Genomic DNA, 21,338 nt, shown 5'->3' on the forward strand with positions numbered 1-21,338 from the left:
TGTGGCGTCGCGATTCTCGGTAGACCTCGAACAGCTGGACCACATCGTCTCCCGCCTGTCCGGACTGGCCGGTTTCATCGAGGACCACTTGTCGGATATCGAACAGCGAGTGGCGAGTTTGCAGGGCACCGGCTGGGAGGGCGTGGCCGCCCGCGCCTACGACGATGCACACCGCGAATGGATCAGCGGAGCGAAGGAACTCGTGGAAGGCGTCAAGGATATGAGCGACGCCGCCAGAGAGGCGCATTCCGCCTACACGCGCGCGCTCGAGCTCAACTGGCGAATGCTGCAGAGCGGCAACAGATGATCGTCGACTGGCAGATCTATTACGATGCCGCGTTGAAATGCCAGCAAATCGCTGATGACATCCGCCGAGCCGACAAACCGGTCCATGACGCGGTCAAGGGCGAATGTGCGGGCATGGCGGGAGACGCGCCCGGCTGCAAAGATTGGGGTGGGGCCTACGATGAATACGCCCGGGCAACTATGCAGGCGTGTTCCAGCTTGGCCAATGCGCTCACGAACTACGGCGCTGTTCTCTATGCGCAGGGCTACAACTGGGGTGTCGCCAACAAGTCTGACCCTCCCCCACCGCGGCCGACTATCAGTCAGGTAGGCGAATACAAGGTAGTCATCCCGTCTTCGGTGCGCGACAACGGAATCGGTTTTACCCACCAAAGCGATGCCGATGCATTTTTCGAAAAGGTTGTCCGCAAGGTCGAGGACGATTTCGGCAAGCTTCCCAATGGCGACGTGATCAAAATAGAGAAGGCGTATCGCAGCTGGTTTGATTTCGCTATGAATCCCACGATCACCGACGCCCACGATCGCATCACGGTCATCTTGGATCACTTCATCGATATGGATGACGCCGCACACCGGCAGGAAATCCAAAACCGCCTGAATCAGCTGCAGACAAGCGCAAAAACCGTCGCCTTCGCTGCCCAGTATCTCAGTGAGGCGATCCACAACTATTTCGATGCCACCAACGCGCTGGGAATGTCCTGCGCTGACGGAATAAATCTCCATGAGTCCCGAGTCGGCGTTACAGCTGTCGCCCGTTTCGGCGTATCAGGCTGCTTGTTCGACCTCGCGCTCTCCTCGACCGACCCACATAACCCGGCCAAGACTGTCGGCGGCGTAACGGACACGATTCAGAGCGCGTACCGGGCGAGCAAAATGCCCGAAGTACTCGACATGCGACAACTCGATGCCAAAGCTTCCGGTACCGACCGAGCCTTCAAGAAGGTTCGTGACCTCGATCCGGACACCACAGCTCTCAGGCTTTCGGAATTCACTTACATGCAGGCCGTCCTCGACGATGAAACCGGCCAATCGGGAAACGGCGGGCCGGCACAGAGCGAGCAGGCGAGAGCACAGGCTGTACACGATATAGTCACTGATGAGTCTGGAGTTCTGATCGGCGAAGAAGACGCACAAGGAGTCCAACTGGTCTCTCAACAGCAGCTGGAACAAGCACATAAAGATCTACTCGAGAAGCTTGGACCGCCGCAGGTGAAACACACCCCGAAGGGCGATATCGAGGTTTGGGAGATTTCCAAGGATCCTAAATCCAACGTGACATACAGGCCTTTCAGCCAATCCGGAGGGGAGACATTGGATTTCAACGACGTACCTGGCGTTACCATCAAGCGGTGGCATATCAAGTAGATCGGCGCATCGGTCCGAGCGAGACGAGGTTTGGGTGATGAATGAACTTGTGACGTTTCGCGAGTCACAACTCATGAACTTTCGGGACTACGAGTTCGGCAGCGGCGCTCATCATCTCTATAGATGGATCGCCATCAAGACGTACGAGCTGGCAGGCTCCATCCCGGATGAGAAGGCCGTCATCGCCGATGTGATCGACTCTGTCGAATACCGCGACGACTACGTAGGTGGTGGCGTAGATCCGCATGGCAACGTCCACGGGCCGTACTGGCTGACTTCGATTACGCCGGACTGCTACCTTCCGCGAGACAGGTCCGCGGTCAACAAGGTCCTGGACGAGTGGCTCGGCGCAGGAGGGGCCATCCCATCTGAACTTCGTTCGGCTATCGACGAGGCCTTACGCCTGCTTCATGACCCGGGCACCAGTTGTTATGAGCTACCACGGCTGAGCGACTCCGCCATAAACGACTACGCAGATATTCACAATGAGTACCACGAGTTTCTACTGGTTTCTCGCAATGAAAAGAAGGCCGTCCTCCTGGTGGCCTCCGACGATTGACCCCCCAGTGGCCCTACAGGCTGCGGCGGCGAATCACCCTTGTGCGCGTTTGGCTTTCGCGGCTGCGCGGCGTTCCATCTCCTCGCGTTCCAGGACCTTCGCCTGCTCCAATGTCGGTGCGGTGCCGCCCAAACGGGCCGGGGCCCAGCGGGCGCCCGGGGGCATGTCGTAGTCCCGTTGCGCTGCGTCGAGCAGCTTCTCCATGCTGGAGCGCAGGGCGGCGGTGAGGTCGTCGGCGCGGTCGACGGGGGCTATGGGGTCGCCTACCTGGATGTGGATCGGGAAGTTGTGGCGGCCCAGTTGTTTCGGGATGTCTTTGGTCCAGAGGCGTTGGGCGCCCCAGATCGTCATGGGGACGATGGGGACGGCGGCGTCGATCGCCATGCGGGCGGCGCCGGATTTGAATTCCTTCAGTTCGAAACTGCGGCTGATGGTGGCTTCGGGGTAGACGACGACGATTTCGCCGTCGCGCAGGGCGGTGACGGCGCGGGCATAGGACTCGGCGCCGGCGGTGCGGTCGACGCCGATCGCCTTGCACTGCTTCATGAGCCAGCCGACGATGCCGTGTTCGAGTTCCGCCTTCATCATGTAGCGGACATTGCGGCCCGATTCACGGCCGACCAGTCCGACCTCCATGAAGTCCAGGTAGGCCGTGTGATTCACGGCCAAGACCGCACCGCCGGTACGCGGGATGTGCTCGCCGCCGACGATGTCGATCTTCAGGCCCTGTGCCCAGAAGATGGTGCGGACCAATCCGGTGAGGACGTCGAAAACGGGTTCTCGCGTCATCGGTGACACTCCTGGTACTACCGGGCCGACCCTGCCGTCAGGAGTCGGCATCTCCCGTTTCGGCGGCGCGACGTGCCGCGCGCGCCTCCGCTTTCGCCTTGGCCTCGGCCGCGTCCATCGCGTCGGCTTCCTCCAGTGTCGGTGCGCCGCCGCCCAAGCGGGCCGGAACCCAGTATGCGCCGGGCTCGTGCGGATAGTCCTTCTGCAGGCCGAGCAGCATGTCCTGCATGGTCGCGCGCACGGTCTCGGTGAGTTCGGCGACCGCCTTCTCGTCCGCCTCCGCGGGCGGGAAGATGGGTTTGCCGACGGCGATCGAAACGGGGGTGTTGGTGCGGCCCAGGCGTTTCGGATGCCCCTTGGTCCAGACTCGCTGCGCACCCCAGATCGTCATCGGGACGATCGGCACCCCGGCCTCGACGGCCATCCGGGCGGCACCCGACTTGAATTCCTTGATCTCGAAGCTGCGGCTGATCGTCGCCTCGGGATACACCCCGACCAGTTCGCCTCGGCGCAGATAGTCGACGGCCGCCTTGTAGGAGTCCGCGCCGGCCCCACGGTCGACCGGGATGTGCCGCAGCACGCGCATGATCGGCCCGGAGATCGCGTTGTCGAAGACTTCCTTCTTCGCCATGAACCGGATGTAGCGCTTCGGCGTCCGCGCGGGCAGGCCCGCGTAGGTGAAGTCCATATAGCCGGTGTGGTTGATCGTGATGACCGCGCCGCCCTGCGCGGGGATGTTCTCAGCCCCCGTGACGTCGAATTTCAGTCCCTGTACGAAGAAGACGGTCCGGGCCAGGCCGATGATCGTCCGGTATACGGGTTCCACAATTCCGCTAGCGTAGTCGCTGTCACATTTTCGCTACCGACCGCCGCACAGAAAACGAGGTTCAGCGCAGTGGAAAGCCCCAATCCAGCATCGCGTGCAGGCGGCCGGAAACCACGAGGGGGTATGGGCGTGGCGCTGCGTACCGGACGGGCGGCGCGACACGGCAGGCGGCTCCCGGCGGTGTGGGCGGGTGGTCTGGCGATCGTGGTCGCGGGCATCCTCGCCGGATGTGATTCGCAGGTCGGCATCGAGGGCACCGACTATCACAAATCCGAGAACACCCCCGCGGCAACGCAATCCACCGCTCCGTCGTCCTCGCGAATCGCCGCTGCCACTCCGGCAGCACCCGAACCCGCGGTAGCGGTGGCCCTCGTCACGGCCGATCCGCAGGCCATCGACGCCATGACCCGCTGGGTGACCGATCTGCGGCAGCTCACCCCGGCGGAGATGGCAGCCAAGTGCTGGACGATGGCTCCGCGCAACGTCGAGACGATGTACTCCGACAAGCCGGCCATCGAGTCGGCGCTGGCCGAGCCCGGCAGTGACAACGGAACCGCCCTCGTGTGGAAGTCGGCGAGCGGAGCCTCCGACGCGGTGACCGTCGTCGCCGAACGCACCGACGTCGCCACCGGATATGCCTGCCCACGGGTCTACCCCGCCGGCACCGAGATCGGTTTCGGCACGAGCAGCGAGGCCCAGACCGCCGACGCCCGCCACATCGTCCGGCGCTATCTGTCACGCCGGACCGGACATCCGATCGACGCGGCGGACCAGGAAAGCACCCATCCCCTGGTGTGCACCGCGGCCACCGCGTGGGATCCGAACGGCACCGGACGCACATCGCGCCCACCGCTGGCCACGAATGCGGCCAAGCTCACCACGCCGACCGCTTTCGCCGATCAATCGCTCAGTTCCACGGCTCTGAACAGCACCTACCTGTCCATATCCGCAACGGTCACGGCCGGCGGCAGCCAGCAGGAACGGACATACACCGTGAAAGCGACGGACAGCGGATACTGCATCGGCGACGTTTCGGCGTGACGTGCGGGGCGGGCCGGCCTCGTTGCGATAGCCCGGGGATAACCGCAACGTCGCGAGACGACGGCGGGCGCGACGACGATCCGCCTGTCGCTCAGACCAGTTCGGGGACGCGCAGATGCGCGAGGGCGACCTCGAAATCGCCGACTTCGAGCACGTGGACACCGGCTCGGCGGGTTCCTTCGCGGCGCAGGGTGGCGAGTTGTTCGCGATTGCGTTCGACCGCGTCGGCGCTCTCGAAGGTCTCGCACGCGACACCGCGCCCGCTCGACCGATCGACCAGCAGACTCGTGCTACAGAACCCCGGCATCTGTTCCAGCTGTGAGGCCACCATGGACTTGTAGGTGTCGATCGCCCCTTCGAACCGGCTCGTATCGTCGGACTTGGCCCACGTGAGCTGGGCACATGCACCTTCGGGCAGGCGATGGTCGCGGTGCATGGCCGCGACCTCCCACTGCTCGACCCGCGCCGAATCGGCACCGAGCAGCCGGACGGCGCGATCACGCAGCGAACGCACCCGCTCGGCGCTCTCGCGCATCATCTCCTCGGATTCCCAGGACGTCGTCGCGATGCATCGACCGGACTTCCGGTCGACCAGCAACGACATCCCGACACAGCCGGGCATGTTCTCCAGGGCCGGCATCACCTCGTCGCGCATATGCGCGATTCCGGTGTCGATCGCAGAGGTCTTCGCTTGGATAGTCGTAGAACGTGCGTACACGGGTCCATCCTCTGTACTCGGGGCAGCGCCCCGGCGGCGCCACCGTGCACCTCTACACTGCGCCGGTCCGGCGGCCAAGGCAATAGCTCGGAAATAACCGGTATCGAGGCCGTCGAAAACGCCCCTCAGGCTGCGCAAGCCCGTTCAACCGCTACCCTGGGTGGCTGGTAGCCGGGTTCAGGAGGGACTTCTTCGTGCAGATCACCAGCGTCGGACATGCCGGATTCCACATCCGCACCGCGGCCGGGACGATCCTCTGTGATCCGTGGGTGAATCCGGCCTATTTCGCGTCGTGGATCCCGTTCCCGGACAACACCGGGCTGGACTGGGACGAGCTGGGCAACTGCGATTTTCTCTACGTCTCGCACCTGCACCGCGACCACTTCGACGCGAAGAATCTGCTCGACCATGTGAACAAGGACGCCACCGTCCTGCTGCCGGACTATCCGGTGCCGGATCTGCAGCGCGAACTGGAGAAGCTGGGCTTCCACACATTCTTCGAAACCCAGGACTCGGTCAAGCACACGATCACCGGCCGGGACGGGCACGAACTGGACATCATGATCATCGCGCTGCGCGCGCCGGCCGACGGGCCGATCGGGGATTCGGGCCTGGTCGTCTCCGACCGCGAGACCGTCTGTTTCAACATGAACGACGCCCGGCCGGTGGATATGGACGTCCTGCACGAGCAGTTCGGACATATCGACATCCACCTGCTGCAGTATTCGGGCGCCATCTGGTACCCGATGGTCTACGACATCCCGAGCAAGACCAAGGCGAATTTCGGCAAGCAGAAGCGTCAGCGCGGAATGGACCGCGCGCGCAGCTATATCGAGCAGGTCGGCGCGACCTGGGTGGTGCCCTCGGCCGGGCCGCCGGTGTTCCTCGACGACGAACTGCGCTACCTCAACGACGACGGCGAGAACCGCTACTCCGCCGACAACGGCAATATCTTCCCGGACCAGATGGTGTTCCTCGAGCAGATGCGCATCCACGGGAATCCCGGTGGGGTGCTGATGATTCCGGGCTCGGTAGCGGACGTGCGGGGTGCGGAACTGGATCTGACCCATCCGTTCGATCCGGCCGAGATCTACGACGACAAGGCCGGCTACATCGAGCGGATGGCGCAGCGCATGGCGCCGGTGCTGGAACGCGAGAAGGCTTCCTGGGCAATCGAAGACGGCACACCGCTGCTGCCCCAGCTCAAGGAGCTGTTCGAACCGATCATGGCGCAGAGCGATGTGATCTGCGACGGGATCGGCTATCCGGTCGGGCTGGTCATGGGCGACGAAACCGTGGTGCTCGACTTCCCGAAGCGGCTGGTGCGCGGACCGATCGAGGGAGAAGGCAAGTACCGCTACGGGTTCCGCATCGCCCCGCAACTGGTACGCACCGTGCTGCGCGACAACGAACCCGACTGGGTGAACACCATCTTCCTGTCCACCCGCTTCCAGGCGTGGCGGATCGGCGGCTACAACGAATTCCTCTACACCTTCTTCAAATGCCTCACCGACGAGCGCATCGCCTATGCCGACGGCTGGTTCGCCGAGGCACACGACGATTCCGCCTCGACCGAGCTCGCCGGCTGGGAGGTGCAGCGCCGCTGCCCGCACCTGAAGGCCGATCTGTCGAAATTCGGTGTGGTGGAAGGTTCTACGCTCACCTGCAATCTGCACGGCTGGCAATGGGATCTGGAGACCGGGCGCTGCAAGACGTCGAAGGGGCATGGACTCCGTTCGCGCAAGTTGTGAACAGGGTGAACTATTCGTGCAAACTCGGCCCGGATGAGCAGATTTCCGCGCAGAAGGCTCAGGTTTGCACGAATAGTTCACCGCCCTCAGCCGGGCGCCAACCGGCTGAGCGATTCCCAGGCTCGATACCCTTCGGAGCGCGCCGCATAGAGTTCGGCGACCTGATCGAAGGAATTGCCGCCCACGATCAGACGTCGCGGCGGATCGTCGAGTTCGACCAGTTTCATGATCACCGGCGCGGCCGAACTCGGCGCCGGCCCGGATTCGTCGCCCCACATGCGTGCCAGTTCTTCGCGCAGTGGCTCGTACTGCGGCAGGGCCTCGGTCGCAGTCGTTCCCGCGGTGAACAGACCGGTGTCGTAGCCGCCCATCTCCAGATTGGTGACCTTGATGCCGAAGGGTCCGGCCTCCATCGCCAGAGCTTCGGTGAGCGAGGCCAGTGCCGCCTTCCCGGCTCCGTAGTAGCCGACGGCGGCCATACCGCCGGCGGTTCCCATCGAGGTGACCTGCAGGATGCGGCCGTGTCCCTGCGCGCGCAGCCGCGGCAGTACGGCCTGGACGACCCACACCGCCCCGAAGAAGTTCACATCCAGATGCGCGCGAATCTCGTCCTCGCTCGCCTCCTCGACCATGCCGTAGAGCATGCCGCCCGCGTTGTTCACCACGACGTCGAGCTCACCGACCAGCGCGACGGCCCGCTCGACGACCTCGAATACGGCCCGGCGATCCGACACGTCCAGGCCGAGCGGGATCAGTCGATCCGGATGTGCGGCGGCCAGATCCCGTAGCGGTTCGACGTCGCGGGCGGTCGCGACGACTCGATCACCGGCTTGCAGGGCGGCTTCGGTGAACGCACACCCCAGCCCACGGGAAGCGCCGGTGATGAACCAGGTCTTACCGGTGGTCATATCCCACATCCTCTCTTCATGAGACGGTCCGTCTCGTCTCGACACAGTCTGGTGATCCTCCTTCAGGTTGTCAAGACGATCCGTATCGTCTCGCTGCAGCGGTTAAGATCGACCGCATGTCCGATACCGCGAAATCCGAACCGGCCGCCTCCCGGCGCAGCGAGAAGTCGCGGCAGGCGATTCTGAGCGCCACCCGCGACCTGCTCTCCGAGGTCGGATATCGGAAGGTCTCGATCGAGGCGATCGCCTCGCGCGCTGGTGTCGGTAAGCAGACGATCTATCGCTGGTGGCCGTCCAAAGGGGCGGTGATCTTCGAATCGTTCCTGCACCTGAGCGACACCGACGGGGAGGGCATCTCGCTGCCGGACACCGGGGATATCGAGGCGGATCTGAAGCTCGTGATGCGGGCGACGGTCGCGGAATTCGCCGATGCGGAATTCGAGAAGCCGGTGCGGGCACTCAACACCGAGATCATCAACGATCCGGAACTGGCCGCGCAGTACGACCGGCAGTTGCGGCGTCCCGTCGACGACGCCAAGAAGGCACGGTTACGCAGCGCGCAGACGGCCGGGCAGGTGCGCGCGGATGCCGACCTCGACCTGATGCTCGAGATGCTGTACGCCCCGGTATATCAGCGGTGGCTGCTGCGGTACGGGCCGCTCGACGACGCGTATGCCGATGCGCTGGTGGAGCACACGCTGCGCGCCTTCCGGCCCTGAACCACGAAAGCCGTTCAGGCCCGTTCGGTCGTGCGGCCCTGAGCCAGGACGCCGATGGCGGCGGCGAGCAGCGTCAGTACGCAGCCGACGACGGTCAGCACCGACAGGCGGGTGCCCGTCGGCGCGACGACATCCAGTACCACCGAACCGATGAGCTGGCCGGACACCGAGGTCAGGCCGAACAGCAACACCCCGATCCAGCGCACGATCAGCGCCGCCACCGCGATGAAGAAGACCCCGATCGCGCCGCCGAGGTAGAGCCACGGTTCGGTGGGAAAGCCGGTGGGCCAACCGATCCGCGCGAGCTGCGCCGCCTCCACCAGCAGCAGGCCCGCGGTCCCGGTCGCGAAATTGATCGTGGTGGCCGGCACCGGCCCGCCGACGGTCGCCAGCCGTCCGTTGACCGCCTGCTGCCACGCCAAACCGAGTCCCGCCAGGGCGGGCAGCGCGATCAGCAGATAGGCCGCGCCCCCGCCGGAACCGGATTCGCCGCCCGAGCGCCCCAGGGCCGCGACACCGACCGCAGCGACCGCGAGTGCCGCCGCACCGAGCCGCACCGGCGTCACGGGCGTGATTCCGGCCGGGCCCACACCCAGACGGTCCACGACGAGACCGCTGGTCAACTGACCGGCGACCACCGCGATCGTGAAGGCGGTGACGCCGATCGTGGCCACCGACAACCCTTGACAGGCAACGAAGAACGCGCCGCACAACCCACCCAGCAGATGCCACCACCGCAGTGGGCCGGCGCGCACCGAGCGGCGTATCGCGGCCAGACCGGTGCGCATCCGCCCGCTGAAACCGCTGACGATCAGCAGCAGGATCAGCCCGGAGCCGAAACTGATGACCGCCGCGGCGATTCCGTCGTTCAGCCGATCGCCGAGATCACCGTTGATTCGCGCCTGGACCGCCACACCGGCGCCACAGCACAGGCCCAGCAGCACACCGATCCAGCGCCGCACGTCGGTTCGTTCACGGGCTGCGGTCATATCCGCCACGGTAGTGGTACGAACTGGCCGATGCCGCACCCCTGATCGGGTCAGCTCCGGCGGATGGAGCCCTCCGGATCGAAACCATTGTTGTCCAAGGGGATCCAGCCCTTGGCGGCGAGCTCCCGATCGGTCGCACCGGCGCCGACGAGCCCGCGGTTGGAGTTCATATCGCTGATCAGCTCGGAGACCGGATGCGAATCGCTGTAGTGATAGCCCTGGGCGAGCGCGAAGCCGAGTTCGGTCAGCACGGCCGCCTGGTATTCGGTTTCCACACCCTCGGCGATGACCTGGAGATCCAGCGACTTGCTCAGCGCCGCAATCACTCCCAGCAGCGGTGGAGCGGGCGAATCGGACCGGATCGCGGCGACGAACGACTGGTCGACCTTGAGAATATCGCTGGGGATGGTGGCCAATCGGCTCAGCGAGGAGTAGCCGGTGCCGAAATCGTCGATGGCGATCCGAACGCCGCTGTCGCGCAATTGGTGCAGGTTCGCGATGGCGGTCTGGGATTCGGCGGCCAGTTCACTCTCGGTGACCTCCAGGACGAGTTGATCGGCCGGCCAGCCGGTATCGGCGAGGATGCCCGAGACCCGGTCGGCATAGTTGCTCTCGGCCAATTCGAGACCGCTGACGTTGACGTTCAGGGTCAGATCGAGCTGGGTGAAGGTCTGCTGCAGCCGGGCCGCATCGGCACACGCGCGCCGCAGGACCAGCTCGTCGAGGTCGGAGATCAGGTCGTATTCCTCGGCGACCCGGATCAGCCCCTCGGTGGTCACATCGGGCTGGGCGCTGGACGACCAGCGCAGCAGCGCCTCCACGCCGACCGCCTGGGCGCCGTCCTCACCGAGGCTCACGATGGGCTGATAGTGCACGTCCAGCGCACCGGTATCGATGGCCTCGCGCAGTTCTACCGCCAGCGGCAGCTGCCGCGACGACTCCAGCACCGTGCGGTTGCGCCCGGCCTGCTTGGCTCGGTACAGACCCACATCGGCGCGACTGACCAGCAGCGATCCGGATTCGCCGGGCTGCCAGGAGGTGACACCCGCCGAACATCCCGTGGTGACCGCGGCCCGCAGCTGTTCGGTCAGCAGGATCGCGGCCTGTTCCGTGGTATTGGGCAACAACAGCGCGAACGCGTCGCCGCCGTATCGGGCCAGCAGCTGATCCGGGCCCAGCAGTTTCGACCAGGTGTCGCCGACGCGCTGCAGCACGGCATCGCCGGCGCGATGGCCGAGATGATCGTTGATCTTCTGGAACCGGTCCAGGTCGACCAGGACCAGCGCCAGGCCCTGCCCGGTCCGCCCGGCATGTCCGATGGCGCTGTTGAGGGCGCGATCGAAACCGCGGCGGTTCAACAACCCGGTGAGCGTATCGATATCGGCGTCCGAGGCCATCCGGGTGAGGATGCCGACCACGATGCCGACGCCGACCGTGATACCGGCCGGAATGATGCCCGACCACCAGGGCAGACCCCGGGACGGCACCACCCACAGACAGAGCACGACCGCGAAGCCCACGTGTGCCCCGGCCAGGCGCCAGGCGAAGAAGATCGCGGCATCGGCGGCGACGAAGACGTAGAAGGCGGCGAGCGTGATCGCGCCGACGGTGTTCGGGAACCAGTGCACGGCGATGGTGACCAGCACGGTCGCCACCGCGACATACCCGTGGTGCACCCAGTGCGGCTGGCGCGGGCCCCAGATCAGCAGGCTCACGCCGAGCAACAGCGCGACCGCGGCGGCGGAGCCGACCAGCGGGCGGTTGCCCTCGTCTCCCGGTGCGATGGCAGTGATCAGCAGGCCCAGGACCCCACCCATGACGTAGAACGCCCCGGTGGTCCGAGCCATGACCATTGCCGTCGCCAGCGCCGATGCCGCCCGAACCTGCGTGCGGGTATCGCCGCGAGACCCGAGTCCTCGCACGCTGTCCAGCCTAGACAACGCGGTGCATAGCAGTAGTGACAACCGCCGGATTCGAGGCCGAAGTCACCGCTGCCGAGCCGCGGACATCACCGCGACAGGCCGCACCGTCAGCGCGGCGGCTCGAGCACCTCGCGGCCCACGAACGGAACCAGCGCGGCGGGCACCCGGACCGAGCCGTCGGCCTGCTGGTGATTTTCCAGCAACGCGACGATCCACCGCGTGGTCGCGAGGGTGCCGTTGAGGGTCGCGGCGATCTGCGGCTTGCCACTCTCGTCCCGATAGCGCACCGACAGGCGGCGGGCCTGGAAGGTGGTGCAATTCGAGGTCGAGGTGAGTTCGCGATAGGTCTGCTGGGTCGGCACCCAGGCCTCGCAGTCGAATTTGCGGGCGGCCGAGCTGCCGAGATCGCCACCGGCCACGTCGATGACCCGGTACGGGACCTCGATCGCGGCGAGCATCTCCTTCTCCCAGTTCAGCAGGCGGCGGTGTTCGGCGTCGGCGTCCTCGGGACGGCAGTAGACGAACATCTCGACCTTGTCGAACTGATGTACGCGGATGATGCCGCGGGTGTCCTTGCCGTAGCTGCCGGCCTCGCGGCGGAAGCACGACGACCAGCCGGCATAGCGCTTCGGGCCGCCGCTCAGATCGAGGATCTCGCCCGAGTGGTAGCCGGCCAGCGGGACCTCCGATGTGCCGACCAGGTACAGATCGTCGTCGTCGAGGTGGTAGACCTCGGCCGAATGCTGCCCCAGGAAGCCCGTTCCGGCCATGATCTCCGGGCGCACGAGAACCGGCGGGATCATCATGGTGAAACCGTTGGCGACCGCGCGCTGGGCGGCCAGCTGGAGCAGACCGAGCTGCAGCAGGGCGCCGTAGCCGGTCAGGAAGTAGAACCGGGCGCCCGAGACCTTGGCGCCACGCTCCATGTCGATCAGTCCGAGCGCCTCGCCCAGGTCGAGATGATCGCGCGGGGAAAAGTCGAATTCGGTGGGAGCGCCCACGGTTTCGAGCAGAACGAAATCGTCCTCGCCGCCCGCGGGTGCGCCCTCCTGCACGACGTTCGAGATCGCGCGGTGGGCGCTGTCGAGTTCGGCGTCGGCGGCGTTCTCGGCGGCCTCGGCCTCCTTCACCTTCGCCGACAACTCCTGCGCGTGCGCGAGCAACGTCGCGCGCTCGTCCGGGGAAGCCTTGCCGACCTTCTTGCCCAGCGCCTTCTGCTCGGCGCGCAGGTTGTCCGCCGTCGCGACCGCGGCGCGGCGGGCGGCATCCGCCTCGAGCAGGGCATCCACCAGCGCCGGGTCCTCACCGCGGGCGCGCTGCGAGGCACGGACCGCTTCGGGATTCTCGCGCAGGAATCGGAGGTCGATCATGGGCAATCAGCCTAGTGGGAGGTGTCCACCGCATTTTCTGTGGATCCGGTGAAATCCGAACCGATCGTGGCAGGCCCCGCGCGGCGCCTGCCATGATGGACGGCGATGTCCTCCGACGATGGGGCGCCAGCGGCGCCGGAACCGGGAAACGAAGAATCCGACATGCCTCGCCGCAGGCGTGCCGGGGCGAACCGTCGCCGCCCGTTGCCGGGCGCCGGAAAACGCTCCGGGGACGGCAAGGCGCTGCACCCGCATCGGCTGCGGTGGGGATTGCTCGCGGTCGCCGTCGGCGCCGTGGTGGCGGCCCTGGTGACGCTGTCCATCTCGGGATTTCGCAGTTCGCACGGGTTGGAGGCGCACGATCCCGGGTCGGGCAAGGCGCCCGCCGGGCGCGCCGACGCCGCCTTCGGCTCCGCCAAGTCGGGTGACTGCCTCACCTGGACCAGCGCCAAAACCCTGGATCTGACCAAGGTCAACTGCGCCGACAAACATCTGTTCGAGGTGACCGCCGACATCGACCTGAGCAAATATCCGGGCCGCGAATTCGGGCCGGGCTCGGCCTTCCCCGATTCGCTGCGCTTCGGCGAGCTGCGCGACGAACACTGCGCCTCGGCCGCGGCCGCCTACCTCGGTGGCCGGCTCGACCCGCGGGGTCGGTTCGTGGTCGGCATGGTCAACCCGGGTGAACCGGGCTGGCGCAACGGCGACCGGACCATCCGGTGCGGATTGCAGTTGGTGAGCGCCACGGGTAGCGCGACGCAGCAGACCGTGGGCCGGGTCCGCGACAGCGACCAGTCCCGTGTCTTCGATCCGGGCACCTGCATCGGCATCAATCAGAATCTGCCGACCAACGAACCGGTCCCCTGCGGTCAGCCGCACGCCTACGAGGTGATGTCGACGGTGGATCTCGGCACCCACTTCAACGGTGGCCCGCCGGCGAACGCCGATCAGGACAAGTTCATGCAGGACGAATGCGCCCGCGCCGCAGGCGATTACCTCGGCGGTCAGGACGCGCTGATCAACAAGACCCTGACCATCTTCTGGGACAACCTCGACGCCCGCAGCTGGCTGGTCGGCAGTCACAAGCTGAATTGCCTGGTGGGCAAGGGCTCTCAGGACGGATTCGCGACGATCACCGGATCGGCCAAGGGCGATGTGCTGATCGACGGCCAGGCACCGGTGCCACCGCCGAGTTCCGGGCGTTCCACCCCGGCCCCGCTGCCGGGCGCGGCGCCCGCGCCGATTCCACCGCAGCGCTGACGCCATGCCGGTGTCGATGTCGGAGAGCCGGTTCGAGGAACTGGTCGGCGATGCGCTGGATACGATTCCGCCCGCACTCGCCGGGGCGATCGAGAACGTGGTGGTGCTGATCGAGGCCCGCAATCCCGAGGATCCGCATCTGCTCGGGCTGTATCACGGCATCGCCCTGACCGACCGGGTGGACAGTCAGTACGGCGGCGCGCTCCCGGACACCGTCACCATCTATCGCGACACGATTCTGGACATGTGCGACGACGAACGGCAGGTCGTCGAGGAAGTGGCCATCACGGTGATCCATGAGATAGCTCACTATTTCGGGATCGACGAAGAACGGCTGCATCAGCTCGGTTGGGGCTAGTCTTTCCGCGCGTAGCGGGTAAAGTCGAATCGATTCGTGACTCGAGGGAACCGAACAGGGGGCCGTCGCGTCCAATCATCTCGTAGGGGGAATTCTCGTGGTTCCACCGACGGGTCTGCCGGATCCTCTGTGCCGGAACAGCACTGGGCTCGGGCAGTCTCGACACTTGCACAGCCGCCACAAGAAGGAGTTCGAGTCATGGTTGGTTTGCTCGGTGTACAGCCCGAAGTCGTTCTCGCGGCCTCGGCGGAACTCGATCTGCTCGCCGAACGTCTCACGGCTGCCGCCGCTTTGAGCGGCCCGGCCACCCACGTCGTCCCCGCCGGCGCCGAAGAGGTGTCCGTCGCCGCGGCGACCCATCTGAACGAGGGCGCGCTCAGCCACGACCGCGCGGCCGCGCAGGCCATCCTCGAATTGCACCACGCGGCCGCGATCCTGCGTCAGCAGCTGGCGTCGTACATCGCCGAGGACGCGATCAACGCGGCCGGCACCGCCGCGATTCAGTTCTGACCGGCACGATCCTTCACCACACCATTCGTTCAGGGGAGAGACAATGACTGCAGGGATCACCGGAATCTATTGGCTGCCCCGGCTGGCCGAGGGCAACTCGAGTCTGCTGACCGCGGGTCCGCACGCCGTTCCGGCCGCTGCCGCGGCCACGGCATGGGGTGGTCTCACGGCGGCGTGGGTCGACGCGACCGCCACCGTCACCCGGGTGATGGCCGAACTCGGTGTCGGCATGGTCGGTCTCAACGGCGCCGTCGCACTGACCAAACTCGCCGGCTTCACCGGCTGGGCCGAACAGCAGGGCATGCAGGCGGCGGCGATGGCGGCCAAGGCGTCCGCCCATGCCACCGCCAATACCGTTGCCACCCTTGCCATGCCGAGCCTGCCGGAGATCGCCGCTGTGGACGCCGCGCGCGTCGCGGCACATGCGCACGGCGGCGATCTGGACGGCAGTGCCGAGGTGGCGGAGGCCGCCAAGGCCGCCCTGGATGTGCAGGCCGCACTGGTCATGGACACCTACGAATCCACCGTCGAGGCCATGACGGCGACTCCGGCCGAGTTCCTGACGCCGCCGCCGATCGCGGCGGGCGCCGGGGTGGCCGACAGCGGCGCCGAGGCGGCTTCACAGAACACCAGCAGCGACCCGGTGCAGACGGCCATCGGTGTGGCGCAGGCGCTCGCGACCGATCCGGGCGTGATCAGCGCCGCCACCCAGGCGGCCAATGTCGCCGGATCGGTGGCGACGACGGGCGTATCCACGGTGGGCAATGTGGCCGGTACCGCGATCGCCGCGGCGACCAGCCATGCCGCGCCCGCCGCGAGCATGTCGCCGATGATGATGGGCGGCATCGGTGGTGTCGCCGCCGCCGGTGGCGCCGCGGCCGCCACGCGTGCCGTGTCCTTCGGTGGAAGCTCCGTCGGGATCGGCAACGGCGCAGGCATGCTGCAACTCCCCGAGGGCTGGGGTGCCGGCAATGTGATCGGCGCTCCGGCCGCGACCGCTCCGGTGGCGGAGACGGCACCCGTCGCGCAGATGGGCGCACCGGCTCCGGCCCGCGCGAACAACGCCGCCGGTAACCCGCTGCTGGGCCGCCAGGTGAACAGCGACGACGACGAGGGCGAGCACCAGGGCAACGAGTACCTGCGTGGCGAGCACTTCGCCGACGGACGGGTCATCGCGCCCGGCGTCATCGGAGCAGACCCGGCCGCGGGAGCGCGCTAAGTGACCGTGCTCGGCGCCGGCCGCGGGCCGTCGATGCTCGAGTCCGTCGTGTTGTCGCTCGACGAGATGCAGTTTCTGCTCGAGAAACTGGAGATCGACGAGGTGCCTGTCGTACTGGATGCGAGGGGCCGCTACGACAACGTCGTGGACCACGACCGGGCGATGACCGCGGCCGCCGAATCACTCACCGCGCGTGAGCTGCTCGTCGACGGAGTCGTACATCACGACCTCGAAGACCGGCTGCGCGGGCTGTACCGCCCGCACTGGGTGATCTCGATGCGCTGGTACGTCGGCGAGCGAGTGAACCGATTCTGCCTCGCCAAGGGCGACAATCTCGATGTCGTCGCCCTGCGCGGGCCGAATTCCTACAGCATCGACGAGGCGGGACACGACCTGCCGGGCACGATCATGGCGGCGCTGGGTCCGGCGGAGGCACTCGAGCTCAGCGGAATGAATGTTCTCACCGAGGAACTCAAGCCGATTCTCGGTGATGCCGGGGATGCCGCGACCACCGCGCGGCGCCTGGAGCGAGTGGGGCGGCCGCCCCGCGACGCGCAGGCGCTGGCGTCGGCACTGGTCGAAATCCATTCGCACGCCTCGATCGTCGGCGTGGTGTACAACGATGCCAGCCGCGACATCTCCGACGGGATGATCGCGGTGTACAACACCCGCAACGGGCGATTCATCGGGGTCACCACCCGCTCCGACGACGAGGTCATGTGGACCTCGCTGGCCAGCGGGACACCGGGCCGACTGCGCACCGCGATCAAGGACCTCATCGACAAGCTCCCGCTCCGTGAGGATTTCAAGCCGGCGGCACGCGGAATCGGCTAACCCATCGGGTCGTCGGCCTTCGGTTCGACCTTGTATCCGAACGGCGGGGTGTAGCGGCCCCAGCGGACACAGGTCCAACCGCCGTCGGCGGTCGGCGCCAACTCGATGGTCTCGGTGTTGTCCAGATGGTTGTTGGTCGTGAACGGCGGTGCGACGCCGGTGAGTTCGCGGGCCGCCAGTCGCATCGCGGCACCGTGGCTGACCAGCAGCACATCGCGCGATGCCGAGCCGGGGAGCAGGTAGTCGTCCCGAAGTTGTTCCAGCACGGGCAGATACCGCTCGAGGACCTCCTCGCCGGATTCGCCGCCGGGCAGCCGCGTATGTAGCTCACCCAGATGCCAGGAACGGTAGACCCGCTGGAATTCTCGATGCGCCGCTTCGGAATTCTGCCCCTCCAGTTCGCCGACCTGTACCTCGTACACACCGTCGGTCACCTCGGCCGCCACACCGGTCACCGATTCGATATGGCCCGCGGTCTGCTGGGCACGCAGCGCCACCGAGGAGTACAACCGCACCGGCGGTACGGCCAGCCGCGCCGCGAACGACTTCGCCTGCGCCACACCGCGTTCGGTCAGCGGTAGACCCGGAACCCGGGTATCCAGAAGTTTCGCGACGTTGCCCTCGGTCTCGCCGTGACGGACCAGCACCAACCTGCCGGAACCGCGGACGGGATCGCGGTTCGCACCGGTTTCACTCATGAGGCGTCCACCCCCTTTTTCACATCGTCCAACCAGACCGCCGCCGGCTCGTCGGCGGGCGGCGGCGAACCACTCGGTGAACTGGCCGGCCAGGAGCCCAGATAGCGGATCCGCCCGGCGGTCCGGTGCAGCGCCTTGAGGGCCTCGGCGACGGCGGTGTCGTCGATATGGCCGACACAGTCCAGATAGAAGCGATAGGTACCCATCCCGGTGCGCGTCGGCCGGGATTCGATGCGGGTCAGATCCACACCGCGCGTGGCGAATTCGGCGAACACCCGCATCAGCGAACCGGGTTCGTTCGCCAGTTCGAGCACCACCAGCGAGGTGCGGTCGGCGCCCGTGCGGGCCGGCGCCTCACGTGGCGGGGTGACCAGCACGAAACGGGTGATGGCCTGGTCGTGGTCGGCGACGCCGGTGGCCAGTTCGATGAGGTTCAGCCGCTGACCGGCCAGGGCGGTCGAAACCGCCGCGTCGGCATGGCCGGCCACCACATCCTCGGCTGCCGCCGCGTTGGAGGCCGAGGTGTACAGCGTCGCCTGCGGCATCCGATCCGCCAGCCACAACCGCACCTGCGCGGCCGCCACGGGATAGGCCGCGACGGTGCGCACTCGCGACAGCACCGTTCCGGGTTTCGCCACGATCGTGAACGCCACGTCGAGCTCGGTTTCGGCGATGATCTGCAGCCGCGGGCCCACCGCGAGCGCGTCCAGGGTCGCCGAAATGGAACCCTCGACGGAGCTCTCGATCGGCACCACCGCGCCGTCGGCCGCACCGGACCGGACCATCTCGAGTGTCGCGCCCTGACTGGGTGCGGCGATCCGCTCCACCGGCTCGTCGAAGGCCCCGTCCGATTCGAGTCGGGCCAGGGCCATCTCGGTAAAAGTTCCCGACGGTCCGAAATAGGCGATACGCGGCACGGATACGACATTACTGGCAGTTGGCTGCGCGCTCGCCGTTTGTGCGTACCCAGCGGTAACAGCCCAGGTCGCGGCCGGGCGCGATCAGGAGGTCAGCACCCGCAGCGCCGCCGTCACCGACTCCACCTGTTCGGTCTCGACGGCCAGCAGCACCTCGCGCAGCGCCTGGACGGCCGGAGCGGACAGTCCACGCAGGAAGTCGATATCGGGGCTGGTCAGCGCGGTCCGGATATTCTCACCACACAGCGCGGCCACCGTGGCCGCGACGATCGCCACCGCCCGCGCGCCCGAGCCGGTCGCGGCGACGAATCCGGTATCGGAATGTGCCACGCCGACCAGGAATTCGGCGATGCGTTCATCGGGCAGGCTCAGGTCGAGCACCGGCGCCTGCGGATTCGCCGACGGCGGCCGGACCAGGCCGTCCACCAGATCGGACGGGCCCGTGCTGGGCACGCTCAACGACAGCAGGACGGGTTCGGAGGCGGGCGTCGAATCGTGCGGCACATTTCCACCGTAGCGAGCGCAATGCTTGCGTAACCACGGGCCGTGACTTAGCTTAGGTTTACCTAATTATCGGTATCCGTCCCGGGTTCGTCACTGGAGGTCTGTATGCGCCGCACGATCACGTCCGCCGCTCCATCCGCCGCGGAGCGGATCCGCAGTGCCTGCGCCCATGCCGAGAGTGCCGTCCTGGCCCTGCCCGGCACCGATCCGATTCCCACGACCGTGCACCACCTGCGGGCGTGCGGTGATGTGGTCGTCGCCGTCGCGCGCAATTCGGCGGCGGTCGCCGCCGCCGCGGCCGAGGTCGGTTCGCCGGGTGTGCTGGAGCTGACCGACCACGCCCCCTTGGCGTTGCGCGAACCCGTGCGTGCGCTGGTCTGGTTGCGCGGGCGGGTGCGGGCGGTACCCGGACATGCCCAGCGCGCCTTGGCCGCTCAGGTCGCGGGCGAATACCCGCATCCCGGCCTGCTCGATGTCGGCCACACCAGCACCCTGTTGCGAGTGGTGCTGGAATCGGCCGTCGTCGCCGACTCCGCCGGCGCCGAATCGGTCTGCCCGCACGATCTGCGCAGCGCCGACGCCGATCCGTTCTGGGAGCTGGAAGCGGCCTGGTTGCAACATATGGACTCCGATCACGCGGATGTGATCGCCCGGCTGGCCCGCCATCTGCCGGTCCGGCTGCGCGGCGGCTCGGTGCGGCCGCTGGCCATCGACCGCTACGGCGTCACGCTGCGGGTCGAGGGGCCCGACACCGATCACGACGTCCGACTGCCCTTCCACGCGCCGGTGGACGATGTGCAGCAGTTGAGCCGCGCGGTGCGCATCCTCGCCGGCTGCCCGTTCTTCGATCGCATGCACGGCTCCGATCGCTCCGCCTGAGAGCACGGCCGGATACGCGGCAGCCGGCGGACCACCCCTAGATTGTTCCTATGGTTCCGGCCGATCGTTTCGCAGCTGCCTGGCCCGATCCCGCTGCGGAGCGCGACCCGTTCGCGATCCGGGTGGAGATCGCGATCGTCCTGGTCGTCACCTTCGGAACGAGCGGGGCCGGTGCGGCACTGTCGCTGCTGGAGAGCGCGCTGGCACCGGGCGGAATCGCAGGTCAGCAGGTCGCGCTGAATCCGTCCCGGGCCGCACAGTCGACGATTGATCTGCTGTTTCAGCTGTTGAGCGTCGCCCGCCTGATCGGCTGGGGTGCGCTGGGACTGTATCTGTTGTGGCGCAGCGGAATCGGGCCGCGACTGGTCGGGCTGGCGCGGATCCGCCGGCGTGGCGATGTGGTCCCCGGCGTCGTCCTCGCCGCGGTGATCGGTCTGCCCGGACTGGGTCTGTACCTGGCCGCCCACGCGCTGGGCGTGAGCGTGACGATCGTGCCCAGTTCACTGCACGACCACTGGTGGCGGTTGCCGGTGCTGGTGCTCTCGGCCGTGGCGAATGCCGTGGCCGAGGAGATCATCGTCGTCGGCTATCTGATCAGCCGGCTGCGCACGCTCGGCTGGTCGGAGAACCGATCACTGGCCGCGTCGGCGCTCCTGCGGGGCAGTTATCACCTGTATCAGGGGCTGGGCGGAGGCCTCGGCAACCTGGTGATGGGGGTGATCTTCGGGCGGTACTGGCAGCGGACCGGACGGCTGTGGCCGCTGATCCTGGCACACGCGACGATCGATTCGGTGGCCTACATCGGTTACACCGCTCTGCACGGCCACGTCTCCTGGCTGCCGTGAGATCTCGCCGACCTGCGGGAATCGGCCACGTTCAGCCCTCCGGACGGATTG

General features: G+C 66.8%; 23 protein-coding genes. 13 read left to right on the top strand and 10 right to left on the bottom strand.

Annotated elements, in window-relative coordinates:
- Position 1 precedes the first annotated feature (1 nt).
- The 3 genes from IRT45_RS12615 to IRT45_RS12625 are packed head-to-tail and all read left to right on the top strand — an operon-like array spanning position 2 to position 2,230.
- Entirely contained in the window at positions 2 to 307 is a 306-nt protein-coding gene (locus IRT45_RS12615) for a WXG100 family type VII secretion target (RefSeq protein ID WP_194806018.1), read from the top strand.
- Positions 304 to 1,671, top strand: coding sequence for a hypothetical protein (locus tag IRT45_RS12620; RefSeq protein ID WP_194806019.1), 1,368 nt, complete (start codon positions 304 to 306; stop codon positions 1,669 to 1,671). The genes IRT45_RS12615 and IRT45_RS12620 overlap by 4 nt, the downstream gene beginning before the upstream one ends.
- A 37-nt stretch (positions 1,672 to 1,708) precedes the next feature.
- Positions 1,709 to 2,230 (top strand): hypothetical protein, encoded by a 522-nt coding sequence (locus IRT45_RS12625; RefSeq protein ID WP_194806020.1) that lies wholly within the window; start codon positions 1,709 to 1,711, stop codon positions 2,228 to 2,230.
- A gap of 33 nt (positions 2,231 to 2,263) precedes the next feature.
- Here the strand turns inward: IRT45_RS12625 and IRT45_RS12630 are convergent, their stop codons facing one another.
- Together IRT45_RS12630 and IRT45_RS12635 are read right to left on the bottom strand one after the other, a co-directional pair.
- Positions 2,264 to 3,019 (bottom strand): 1-acyl-sn-glycerol-3-phosphate acyltransferase, encoded by a 756-nt coding sequence (locus IRT45_RS12630; protein ID WP_194806021.1) that lies wholly within the window; start codon positions 3,017 to 3,019, stop codon positions 2,264 to 2,266.
- Positions 3,020 to 3,056: 37 nt separating this feature from the next.
- A complete protein-coding gene (locus IRT45_RS12635) occupies positions 3,057 to 3,845 on the bottom strand; it encodes a 1-acyl-sn-glycerol-3-phosphate acyltransferase (RefSeq protein WP_194806022.1) in 789 nt (262 codons plus the stop codon).
- A gap of 123 nt (positions 3,846 to 3,968) precedes the next feature.
- On the opposite strand from IRT45_RS12635, the gene IRT45_RS12640 reads away from it, so the two are divergent.
- On the top strand, positions 3,969 to 4,886 hold the full coding sequence (locus IRT45_RS12640; protein ID WP_194806023.1) for a hypothetical protein: 918 nt from the start codon (positions 3,969 to 3,971) through the stop codon (positions 4,884 to 4,886).
- Between the two features lie 91 nt (positions 4,887 to 4,977).
- Here IRT45_RS12640 and IRT45_RS12645 read toward each other — a convergent pair whose 3' ends face one another.
- Positions 4,978 to 5,604, bottom strand: a complete 627-nt coding sequence (locus IRT45_RS12645; protein WP_194806024.1) for a hypothetical protein — start codon at positions 5,602 to 5,604, stop codon at positions 4,978 to 4,980.
- 194 nt (positions 5,605 to 5,798) lie between these two features.
- Here IRT45_RS12645 and IRT45_RS12650 point away from each other — a divergent pair, with 194 nt between their 5' ends.
- Positions 5,799 to 7,355 carry a Rieske 2Fe-2S domain-containing protein gene (locus tag IRT45_RS12650; RefSeq protein WP_194806025.1) on the top strand — a complete coding sequence of 519 codons (1,557 nt, stop codon included), beginning with the start codon at positions 5,799 to 5,801 and terminating at the stop codon, positions 7,353 to 7,355.
- A gap of 86 nt (positions 7,356 to 7,441) precedes the next feature.
- On the opposite strand, the gene IRT45_RS12655 is transcribed toward IRT45_RS12650, so the two are convergent.
- Positions 7,442 to 8,263 (bottom strand): SDR family NAD(P)-dependent oxidoreductase, encoded by an 822-nt coding sequence (locus tag IRT45_RS12655; protein WP_194806026.1) that lies wholly within the window; start codon positions 8,261 to 8,263, stop codon positions 7,442 to 7,444.
- 116 nt (positions 8,264 to 8,379) lie between these two features.
- On the opposite strand from IRT45_RS12655, the gene IRT45_RS12660 reads away from it, so the two are divergent.
- Positions 8,380 to 8,982, top strand: a complete 603-nt coding sequence (locus IRT45_RS12660; protein ID WP_194806027.1) for a TetR/AcrR family transcriptional regulator — start codon at positions 8,380 to 8,382, stop codon at positions 8,980 to 8,982.
- A gap of 14 nt (positions 8,983 to 8,996) precedes the next feature.
- On the opposite strand, the gene IRT45_RS12665 is transcribed toward IRT45_RS12660, so the two are convergent.
- From IRT45_RS12665 to serS, 3 genes are all read right to left on the bottom strand, one after another.
- Positions 8,997 to 9,971 carry a DMT family transporter gene (locus IRT45_RS12665; RefSeq protein ID WP_194806028.1) on the bottom strand — a complete coding sequence of 325 codons (975 nt, stop codon included), beginning with the start codon at positions 9,969 to 9,971 and terminating at the stop codon, positions 8,997 to 8,999.
- A 50-nt stretch (positions 9,972 to 10,021) separates the two neighbouring features.
- Positions 10,022 to 11,893 (bottom strand): bifunctional diguanylate cyclase/phosphodiesterase, encoded by a 1,872-nt coding sequence (locus IRT45_RS12670; protein WP_309240917.1) that lies wholly within the window; start codon positions 11,891 to 11,893, stop codon positions 10,022 to 10,024.
- A 107-nt stretch (positions 11,894 to 12,000) separates the two neighbouring features.
- A complete protein-coding gene (gene serS, locus IRT45_RS12675) occupies positions 12,001 to 13,263 on the bottom strand; it encodes a serine--tRNA ligase (protein ID WP_194806029.1) in 1,263 nt (420 codons plus the stop codon).
- 105 nt (positions 13,264 to 13,368) lie between these two features.
- Between serS and IRT45_RS12680 the strand changes: the two genes are divergently transcribed.
- From IRT45_RS12680 to IRT45_RS12700, 5 genes are all read left to right on the top strand, one after another.
- Positions 13,369 to 14,523, top strand: coding sequence for a septum formation family protein (locus IRT45_RS12680; RefSeq protein WP_375540094.1), 1,155 nt, complete (start codon positions 13,369 to 13,371; stop codon positions 14,521 to 14,523).
- A 4-nt stretch (positions 14,524 to 14,527) separates the two neighbouring features.
- Positions 14,528 to 14,881 (top strand): metallopeptidase family protein, encoded by a 354-nt coding sequence (locus IRT45_RS12685; RefSeq protein WP_194806031.1) that lies wholly within the window; start codon positions 14,528 to 14,530, stop codon positions 14,879 to 14,881.
- 198 nt (positions 14,882 to 15,079) lie between these two features.
- Positions 15,080 to 15,391, top strand: a complete 312-nt coding sequence (locus IRT45_RS12690) for a PE family protein (RefSeq protein WP_036496990.1) — start codon at positions 15,080 to 15,082, stop codon at positions 15,389 to 15,391.
- Between the two features lie 43 nt (positions 15,392 to 15,434).
- On the top strand, positions 15,435 to 16,610 hold the full coding sequence (locus tag IRT45_RS12695) for a PPE domain-containing protein (protein WP_194806032.1): 1,176 nt from the start codon (positions 15,435 to 15,437) through the stop codon (positions 16,608 to 16,610).
- Positions 16,611 to 17,444, top strand: coding sequence for an ESX secretion-associated protein EspG (locus IRT45_RS12700; RefSeq protein ID WP_194806033.1), 834 nt, complete (start codon positions 16,611 to 16,613; stop codon positions 17,442 to 17,444). It begins immediately after the preceding gene.
- Here IRT45_RS12700 and IRT45_RS12705 read toward each other — a convergent pair.
- From IRT45_RS12705 to IRT45_RS12715, 3 genes are all read right to left on the bottom strand, one after another.
- Positions 17,441 to 18,142, bottom strand: coding sequence for a histidine phosphatase family protein (locus IRT45_RS12705; protein WP_194806034.1), 702 nt, complete (start codon positions 18,140 to 18,142; stop codon positions 17,441 to 17,443). The genes IRT45_RS12700 and IRT45_RS12705 overlap by 4 nt on opposite strands.
- Positions 18,139 to 19,059, bottom strand: coding sequence for a prephenate dehydratase (pheA, locus tag IRT45_RS12710; RefSeq protein ID WP_194806035.1), 921 nt, complete (start codon positions 19,057 to 19,059; stop codon positions 18,139 to 18,141). Before pheA ends, IRT45_RS12705 begins: the two co-directional genes overlap by 4 nt.
- Before the next feature lie 84 nt (positions 19,060 to 19,143).
- Positions 19,144 to 19,563: a hypothetical protein gene (locus tag IRT45_RS12715; RefSeq protein ID WP_194806036.1), complete on the bottom strand. Its 420-nt coding sequence runs from the start codon at positions 19,561 to 19,563 to the stop codon at positions 19,144 to 19,146.
- Between the two features lie 105 nt (positions 19,564 to 19,668).
- Between IRT45_RS12715 and IRT45_RS12720 the strand changes: the two genes are divergently transcribed.
- Together IRT45_RS12720 and IRT45_RS12725 are read left to right on the top strand one after the other, a co-directional pair.
- Complete coding sequence (locus tag IRT45_RS12720) at positions 19,669 to 20,442, top strand: DUF2470 domain-containing protein (RefSeq protein WP_194806037.1); 774 nt, start codon at positions 19,669 to 19,671, stop codon at positions 20,440 to 20,442.
- A gap of 50 nt (positions 20,443 to 20,492) precedes the next feature.
- Entirely contained in the window at positions 20,493 to 21,287 is a 795-nt protein-coding gene (locus IRT45_RS12725) for a CPBP family intramembrane glutamic endopeptidase (protein WP_194806038.1), read from the top strand.
- Positions 21,288 to 21,338: the final 51 nt, after the last annotated feature.

Source organism: Nocardia sp. BSTN01 (assembly GCF_015354405.1).
In the GTDB taxonomy this organism is placed as follows: domain Bacteria; phylum Actinomycetota; class Actinomycetes; order Mycobacteriales; family Mycobacteriaceae; genus Nocardia.